8 protein-coding genes are annotated in these 8,508 nt (G+C 63.3%); 3 read left to right on the forward strand and 5 right to left on the reverse strand.

Annotated elements, in window-relative coordinates:
• From ACXJKR_RS17505 to ACXJKR_RS17515, 3 genes are all read right to left on the reverse strand, one after another.
• On the reverse strand, window positions 1-223 hold a 223-nt coding region (locus ACXJKR_RS17505; protein WP_457323900.1), incomplete at its 3' end, for an RNA 3'-terminal phosphate cyclase.
• A gap of 50 nt (window positions 224-273) precedes the next feature.
• Complete coding sequence (locus ACXJKR_RS17510; protein WP_457323901.1) at window positions 274-1,491, reverse strand: RtcB family protein; 1,218 nt, start codon at window positions 1,489-1,491, stop codon at window positions 274-276.
• A 750-nt stretch (window positions 1,492-2,241) separates the two neighbouring features.
• Window positions 2,242-3,816: a vWA domain-containing protein gene (locus ACXJKR_RS17515; RefSeq protein ID WP_457323902.1), complete on the reverse strand. Its 1,575-nt coding sequence runs from the start codon at window positions 3,814-3,816 to the stop codon at window positions 2,242-2,244.
• Between the two features lie 205 nt (window positions 3,817-4,021).
• On the opposite strand from ACXJKR_RS17515, the gene rtcR reads away from it, so the two are divergent.
• On the forward strand, window positions 4,022-5,626 hold the full coding sequence (rtcR, locus tag ACXJKR_RS17520) for an RNA repair transcriptional activator RtcR (protein WP_457323903.1): 1,605 nt from the start codon (window positions 4,022-4,024) through the stop codon (window positions 5,624-5,626).
• Between the two features lie 25 nt (window positions 5,627-5,651).
• Here the strand turns inward: rtcR and ACXJKR_RS17525 are convergent, their stop codons facing one another.
• Complete coding sequence (locus ACXJKR_RS17525; RefSeq protein WP_457323904.1) at window positions 5,652-6,464, reverse strand: NYN domain-containing protein; 813 nt, start codon at window positions 6,462-6,464, stop codon at window positions 5,652-5,654.
• Window positions 6,465-6,539: 75 nt separating this feature from the next.
• Here ACXJKR_RS17525 and ACXJKR_RS17530 point away from each other — a divergent pair, with 75 nt between their 5' ends.
• Entirely contained in the window at window positions 6,540-7,541 is a 1,002-nt protein-coding gene (locus ACXJKR_RS17530; protein WP_457323905.1) for an HNH endonuclease, read from the forward strand.
• Window positions 7,538-7,849 carry a hypothetical protein gene (locus ACXJKR_RS17535; RefSeq protein WP_457323906.1) on the forward strand — a complete coding sequence of 104 codons (312 nt, stop codon included), beginning with the start codon at window positions 7,538-7,540 and terminating at the stop codon, window positions 7,847-7,849. Before ACXJKR_RS17530 ends, ACXJKR_RS17535 begins: the two co-directional genes overlap by 4 nt.
• 286 nt (window positions 7,850-8,135) lie before the next feature.
• Here the strand turns inward: ACXJKR_RS17535 and ACXJKR_RS17540 are convergent.
• A partial coding sequence (locus ACXJKR_RS17540) for a hypothetical protein (protein WP_457323907.1) occupies window positions 8,136-8,508 on the reverse strand: 373 nt, incomplete at its 5' end.

Here is an 8,508-nt window from a genome sequence, read left to right on the forward strand (position 1 = left end):
ACGTCAGGGACTGCGAATTCAGCTCGGCGCCCTGGACCTCTACGCCGCAGATCTCGGCCGCGGCGTTCACGCAGGTCAGGTGCTGGCGCATCAGGCCCGGCTTGGCGCGACCCGCGCGAATCTTGTTCAGCGCGAAGGGCTGGCCCGTGCACATGGACAGGGCCAGTGAAGTCCGCAGGATTTGCCCTCCGCCCTCGCCGACGGAGCCGTCAATTTCGATCATGTCTTTCTCTTCTTGTTCTGATGTGGGTGAGGGCACGGGCCCTCACCCATCTATCCCTTCACGCACACGACCTGCTTCAGGGTGTGCACCACCTCCACCAGGTCGCTCTGTGCGGCCATGACGGCGTCGATGTCCTTGTAGGCCATCGGGATCTCGTCGATGACGTCGGCGTCCTTGCGGCACTCGACGCCCTCGGTCGCCTTGACCTGGTCCTCGACCGTGAACATCTTCTTGGCCTTGGTGCGGCTCATCACGCGACCCGCGCCGTGGCTGCAGCTCTCGAAGCTCTCCGGGTTGCCCAGGCCACGAACGATGTAGCTGCGCGCACCCATGCTGCCCGGGATGATGCCCATCTCGCCGCGCTTGGCGCTCACCGCGCCCTTGCGGGTTACGAACACGTCCTGCCCGAAGTGGCGCTCCTGCTGCACATAGTTGTGATGGCAGTTCACCGCCTCGACGTGAGCCTCGAAGGGCTTGGCGATGACCGAGCGCACGGTGGCGATCAGGTTGGTCATCATCACTTCGCGGTTCTTCATTGCGAACTTCTGAGCCCAGGACACGCCGCGCACGTAGTCGCCGAAGTACTGGGCGCCTTCCTCGAAGTAGGCCAGGTCCTTGTCCGGCAGATTGCGCATGTTGCGCTCGGCGTCCTTCTTGGCCAGCTCGATGAAGTGCGTACCGATGGCGTTGCCCACGCCGCGCGAGCCCGAGTGCAGCATGAACCAGACGAAGCCAGCCTCGTCGAGGCACACCTCGATGAAGTGGTTGCCCGTGCCCAGCGTGCCCAGGTGTTTGCGGTTGTTCGTGTTCTTCAAGCGTGGGTGCAGCTCGCACAGCGCGTTGAACTCGTCGACCAGCGTGGCCCAGATCTGGTCCACCGTCTCGGGCGGGTTCTCCCAGCTACCGGGGTCACGGCCACGATGCTTGGGCGCCGAGCCGTGCGGCACGGCCTTCTCGATGGCCGAGCGCAGCGGGCCCAGGTTGTCGGGCAGGTCTTCAGCACGCAGCGTGGTCTTCGCAGCCATCATGCCGCAGCCGATGTCCACACCCACGGCAGCCGGAATGATGGCCTTCAGCGTCGGGATCACCGAACCGACGGTCGCACCGATACCCAGGTGCACGTCCGGCATGGCTGCGATGTGCTTGAAGACGATGGGCAGGCGAGCGGCGTTGGCGAGCTGCTTCTTGGCTTCGTCTTCCACGGGGACGCCCTTGGTCCACATCTTGATGGGCACGCCGCCTTCGGGTTGTTCGATGTTGTAGTTCATGGTGTTCTCTTCGGAATTTGTTGGTGGACGCGACGGGATTCGAACCCGCATCAATGCAGCAACCACGGTTTCTAGGCCAGTGGCATCGTCGGCGATTGGAAACGCGCGCCAGTGACGACCCGTCATCGGAGCCGGCACCTGCATCCTCAACCGTGCTCGCCGACCAACTTGCCTGCTGCACCTGGTGCTACCCAGGCTGCCGGCATGTCAATCATTTTTGGCAGTGGCGCTCCCTTCTGTGCCAGCGCGCCCGAAATCAAAGGTGATGCCCTGCCGCGACAAGGAGTAGTGAAACGTCGTGCTCTACCACTGAGCTACGGTCCCCCTGATTTGGGACCGGCGGGACTCGAACCCGCGACCACGAGATTAAAAGTCTGTAGTTCCACCTGCATTCGCAGCAAGGCATCTCAAAAAAGCGCGACAAGAGGGGCAAGACACTGCCATGCCGGTTTCCCGGTTGAGGATTCGAACCCCCGGCGTTCCAGATGTAGTCCTGCCAGCATTCGCGCAAAACCTGGTGGCCCCCGCGTGGCGACAAACAGTCGGTGAGACACGTTTTGGATGTAGTCCCACCTGCATTCGCCACGCGACGACGCGTGTTCTGTTGTGAGGTTGGTGTCCCAGGCGACGAGAGTTGCAAGAGCGGCCTACGGGTTCTCCGTTGCGGGCTTGCGGGCCCGCGCGACCAAGTTGCGCTGTACTCCTGCAGGCATTCGCCTGGGACACCTTCCAATTGGCGGTGTCGTGGCCCTACTGGGCGGCCAACGACACCTTTTCGATTTCACCGACCCAGTGCTCGGCGTCCATCTTGCCGGCGGCGAAGTTCGCCACCATGGTGAACACCGCATCCGAGAAGCCGCCGACATTCAGGATGTCGTGCCGCTCCGCCGCCTGCGTGGTCGCCGTCGGCTGGATGTCGATGCAGACCAGGCGCGCCTTCGGGTTGCGCTGCTTCAGCACTTCCCACTCGCGCAGGGTCTGCGTCGCACCGCGCCGGTTGGCGTCGACCCAGGACTCGTTGTCCGAGACCAGGATCACCAGGTCCACCTCGGCACCCTGCCGGTTCAGCAGAGCCAGCGGCGCGCTGCAGTTGGTACCGCCGCCACCGATCTTGGCCAGCGCCTGGGCGTTGGTCATGACCGAGTCACGAGCGTTCAGCGACAGCTTCACCACATCCTGTTCGAACGGCAGCACACGGGCCTGCGGGTTCTTGCGCAGCACCGCAGCAGCCACCAGGGCAGCCACGTCGATGCAACGCACGCTGGAGGTCGCCGAGCCGCGATAACCGGTCACGGACGAGCTCATAGAGCCCGACACGTCAGGGCACACCACGACACGACCCGCCAGGCTGGGCGCGTTGACCAGCGCCAGTTCCATCGCATCCTGCAGCGCATCGCGAACCTGGGCAGGCACCGACTCGCCGGTCGCCATGAAGGCGGACATCAGCTGATACGGCATCACCCGCGCCTTGGCCACGGCTTGCGCATCGCTCAGCTTGGCGGCCACCGCCTCGGCCATGCCGGGGAGGTTGAAGACGCCATGCCGGGCGAAGGTGTTCAGGTTCTGACGCACCATCTGCCACGAGCCCGAGCGAGCGATCTGTGCCCATTGCGCCGCGTTCAGCTCCAGCGCGGTCAGCATCTGAAACGGCACGTCCGGCACTTCGGCGGGCACGCCTTGGGCGATGTCACGCTTGAAGCGCTCGAACGCCTGGGTGATGGGCGGCAGTGCCGCTTCATCGACCGGCTTGCCGATCAGCCATGCAAACCACGCCGCACGCCACGCCTCAGCGGGCTTCGGGTGAACCATCTTGACCACGTCCGCCAGCGAAGGCGTGTTGCCCACAGCTGCGTTCAGCAGTTGCTTCTCGGAGGCCGTCAGCAGCCAGTGCTGAACCAGCTTCTTCGGGCGGGAACCCAGCGACTTGCGACCCACGGCACCGCTGCGCAGGATCTGCACGAAGTTGCGCAGCATCTTGCCGTTGTCGACGACGCGAGAGAACACCTGGTTCAACAGCGCGACGTCGCTCACGGCCAAGCTGGCCGCCAGCAGACCCGGCATGTCCTTCATGTGGCCGGATTGGCGGCCGTAGATCGCGGTCTTGGCGACGAAGGCGGGCTCGAGCTTCTGGGCCAATGCCAGCACTTGGTCGAGTTGRTTCTCGGCGTTGGCGTAGAAGGTCTGGCTCAGGCAACCGGTGGCTGCCAGCTGCGCCAGCTGATGGCGGGGGCCGAAGGCGTAGGCCGGAGCTTGGTGAGCGTTGCGCGCCGTGGCGGTGGGCAGCAGGGCGCCTTTGATCGTGTGGAAGAGCTGCGKGTTGACCATGAGGTTCTCCTCTTTTGCATTCAACTTGTTGTTCGTGCTCTTCTTATTGCAATGGGCGTGCCAGCCGACGGTTCATTCGGTGCCGAAGCGGGTAAGTTATTGATTTGCCTAGAAGAATAGCGGCGGCGAGCGCTTCCCGCGTTCTTCACTCTTTCTCAGGGTCGCGGCAAACTAGAATCTTTGCTAGTTAAATATTATTTTAGATATGGCAAAGAAGAAGGTTGTCATCGGCTTCATGGGCACCCAGTTGGACTCAGGTCAAGGCGCCGGCCGCTGGGAGAAGTGGCGGCCGACGATCTCGTTGGTTCAGCATGAAGACACGCTGATAGATCGGATCGAGCTGCTCTACTCGACGAGACACGAGGCGCTGGCCCACATCCTGGCAACCGACATCGCCAACGTGTCGCCGGACACGGCCGTGAACTTGGTGCCCATGGACGTCGCTGACCCGTGGGACTTCGGGGAGATGTACGCCGCTCTGTATGACTGGGCGCGCAGCTATCGCTTCGATCCGGCGCACGAGGAGTACTGGGCGCACATCACAACCGGCACGCACGTCGCCCAGATCTGCATGTTCTTGATGGTCGAGTCGCGCTTCATCCCTGGCGTGCTGCTGCAGACCGCACCGCCCAAGAAGCAGCAGCGAGACAACCCAGGCAGCTACGCGCTGATCGACTTGGACCTGTCTCGTTACGACGTGCTGGCGCAGCGCTTCAACCAGGCGCACGCCGAGGCGCTGGAGTTTCTGAAGAGCGGCATACCGACGCGGAACCAGCGCTTCAATGCGCTCATCGAGGAGATCGAGCGTGTGGCCGTGCGGTCGCAAGCCCCGATCCTGTTGACCGGCCCGACGGGCGCCGGCAAGTCGCACCTGGCGCGGCGCATGTTCGAGCTGAAGAAGTCGAGGCATCAGGTGCAGGGTGACTTCGTCGAGGTCAACTGCGCGACGCTGCGGGGCGACAGCGCTGCGTCCACCCTGTTCGGTCACAAGAAAGGCGCGTTCACCGGCGCCGCCGCGGACCGCGCCGGCCTGCTGCGCACCGCGCACCAGGGCGTCCTGTTCCTCGACGAGATCGGCGAGCTCGGCCTGGACGAGCAAGCCATGCTGCTCAAGGCCGTGGAAGAGAAGCGCTTCTTTCCTATGGGAAGCGACCGTGAGGTCAGCAGCGACTTCCAGCTGATCGCCGGCACGAACCGCGACCTCCGCATCGACGTCGCGCAGGGCCGGTTTAGGGAAGATCTTTTCGCGCGCATCAACCTCTGGTCTTACACCCTGCCTGGGCTTGCTCAGCGTCCGGAGGACATCGAGCCCAATGTCGACCACCTGCTCGCCCGCTACGTGGCCGAATCAGGACGAGCCGTGCGGTTCAACGCCGAGGCCAAGGCAAGCTATCTGCAGTTCACCAAGTCCAGAGAGGCGCTCTGGACCGGCAACTTCCGTGACTTGATGGCCAGCGTGACGCGGATGGGGACGCTTGCGGATGGCGGGCGCATATCGACCAAGCTGGTCGAGGCTGAGATCCAGCGGCTTCGATGGCTCTGGCAGCGCGCCGATGAAGCCACAACGTCCGACGTTCKGCTCGACGACTTGATGCCTGATGGCGCCGAGCAGGAACTGGATCTTTTCGACCGGCTTCAACTCGAGGCCGTGCTGCGCGTATGCCAGCAATCGCAGAGCTTGTCCGACGCGGGTCGGCGGCTGTTTGATCAGTCGCGCAAGCAGCGCGCCGTGGTCAATGACGCGGACAGGCTGCGCAAGTACCTGCTGAAGTTCGGGATCACTTGGGAGGCGCTGCGGCGGCAATCCTGAGGCGGCCTCCCGAAGTCCGATCCAGCTATCGCAGCCGGAGCAGGTGGTCTCCATCGCCCTTCTTGACCTCGACGATGGTGTCCATGGCCTTCAGCATTTCACTGAAGCTTCCATAGCCGTGGCCTTTGAGGTCGAACGTTGAATCGAGCCGTTTGACCATGGGCCAAACATTGGCCTTGTGGACCCAAGCTTCACCCTTTGACTCAGCGAGCAGGCGGATGGCACGCCGCAACACGTCCGCTGCAGGATCAATCGCCGCTGGCACAGCCTCTTCTTCGGACGGCTGTATTGGCTGCTCTACGGGGGCTGGCTCAATGAGGGTGTCGTAGTAGCGGAACTCATGGCAGCTCTTTGCCCAGTGCTTGTTGGTGTTCTTGCGGTTGCCGACGCCTACCAATGTGCGACCCGCCGCCTTGATCTTCTGCGCGACGGGCATGAAGTCGCTGTCACCGCCAACGATGATGACCGTGCCGATGTGTCCGAAGCGGTTGATGTCCTCTGCGGCGTCCAGGCAGAGCTTGATGTCGGCGCCGTTCTTGGCCGACGCGCCGGGCGGAAACAGCTGGATCAACTCGACGGCGTTCTGTAGCAGCGCGTCTCGGTAGCGACCGAAGAACTGCCAGTTGCCGTAGGCGCGATTGATCGCCACTGGGCCGAAGGACGCCGCCAGTTCGACGACGGCCTGTACATCGACCAACGGCTCCTGCGCCCTGAAACGATTGTCCTGTTTGGCGTACGCCCCTTCGCCGTACTTGGCTTCGATCAACCCTGCATGTAGGTTCTCAAAATCCCAGTAGATGGCCACTGCGCGGCCGGCGACGTTTTCGTCGTTGCTCAAGGCATTCCCCCTGTCGATCTGCTGATGCTATCGAGAAAATCCTCCACCACACGACCCGACAAAGAGGGAGCGAGGATGAGCGTGGCGACCAAGAAGCGACCGTTTCGTAGCGATGCCAGCCTAGCCGCAGAACGGGAGGCGCGCGATGCGGTAGCGCCGTTCTTGAACAGTCGCGGCTACCGTGTTCTGGAAGACAAGGAAAACATCGCGGGCACCGCCATTGAGCAGTTCATCTCCGCGCTCACTCCCGAGGGCCAGCTCATCAAGATGCGCGTGCGGCTGTGCTGGCGCCGCGACGGTCGGAACTCCAGCGAGCAGAAGTACGCAGCCGCCCAGCTCCGCGCGCGTCTGATCGACGGCGACTGGGACGGCACGCTCCGCTTCATCCAGGAAAGGGATCGCGCGCATGACGTCACTCACAGCCTTTTCGTTCAACGGGATGCAGGCGCCTTTGCGATGGCAGCTCTGATCCCTTCCGAAGCACTGGCCGCGATCTGGCAGCGGCAGCGCGAAATCAGCGCGGATTTGCAACGCGATGGCCTGATGGGCCGCATCCGCAAGAACCACGCGACCAACGGATCGAGCCCCACGCTGTGGCTCCAGGATGACCGAACCACCGCTGCGCACCGCGTGGCTGATGCCTTGTGGGCATGGCCCGACGTCGTAGACCTGGTGAAGGTGGCTATGGTCACCCTGGCCGATTCAGACGATGACACTTTCGACGACTGCCCCGGCGTGGACTACGCTTCTCTCGGGGCTGACGGCGCAGCACGACGATTGGCCATGAGGTCTGAAGTCAAGCGGGATCACCGCGTCCGGCTGGCCGTGCTTAGGCGTGCTGCTGGATGTGAACGACCGTCATGCGGCGAGACCAGGCCCTATGCCGGCTTTCTCGATGTGCACCACATCCTTGGCGTGGAGAAGAGCGACCGAGTTTGGAACTGCGTCGCGCTGTGCCCCAACTGCCACCGCGAAGCGCACGTCTCGCCAACGGCCGAGGCTCTGAACGCAGAGCTCTTGGGCATCGCGCAGCGCTTCGCGCCGCATGCGGCGCCTCCCCCATCAGTGCACCGTTGAGCGAGATGGTGGTTCCAAAATCACCGCTCGGCGGGGCCCGCTTCCAGGCGCTTTCGGCGCTCGATGCTCCTGCGGACGACAGCAACTTCTCTGAAGGCGCCGCGCACCGCGCCGACCAGCGGCGCAAAGTAGAGGCGCAAGACGTCGAGGAAGATTTGCCTGTGGCTAAGCCGACGCATTTTTTCGTGGGGTGGATCTGTCAGCGGAGGATATGCCAGCGCCGGTTGCGCGTCACGTCGTGGTTGCGGCCCACCGCTGCCCGGCTCTGGGCGAAAAGTTCAACTTTGATCGCTACAGAAAACCGATAGTTCAAACTTAGATGAGACAGCGGTTCAAAGCACGCTGACCCGTGACGGGCTAAGCTATTGATTCATGATCGATTTTGAATCTCATGCTGAACGCGAACCGACAGTCGGTTTGCGCTGAGCGATCCGGAACACATGCATCGTGGCCGCCAAGGCGCTTGTCAATGAATAAATGAACAGGCCGTATCCTGCGTATCCCGTCGCGGCGTTTAGCCTCGCGCTATTCGGCCGGCTTTTGCCTCATGCCGCTGCTTGGGACATGGCCGCAGCACTAACGGTGAGCCGGCCGCTACGCCAGCCGTCCCCGCAGCGCACTGTTGATGACGTATGTGTCCCGGTCGTCCACGCGCTCGCGCGGGTTGGAGACGGGCTTCCACGCCGGATACAGGTTGGCGTGGCCTTCATGCACGTGCAGCTCCCAGAACGCGCGCACGAAGCCGCCGATGTAGCCGTACTTGTAGGCGTGCCCGGAGCCCGTGGCTGTCGTGTGGACGGTGCGCTGCTTACTCTGCTCGATCACCCCCGCGGCCAGGCCGGTGGCGATGCGGCCTTCTTCCGTGTTGCCGGGGCGGGCGGTGGCCACCAGCCCGTAATAGTCTTCGGCGACACGGCTGGCAGTGGCTTCGTCCTCGGTCTGGAGGAAGGCCACCACGGATGAGAGG

This window comes from Roseateles sp. P5_E11, from assembly GCF_054049355.1.

Coding starts and splice junctions, on each gene's coding strand:
- ACXJKR_RS17510 (WP_457323901.1), bottom strand. CDS start 1,491: ATGAACTACAACATCGAACAACCCGAAGGCGGCGTGCCCATCAAGATG.
- ACXJKR_RS17530 (WP_457323905.1), top strand. CDS start 6,540: ATGAGCGTGGCGACCAAGAAGCGACCGTTTCGTAGCGATGCCAGCCTA.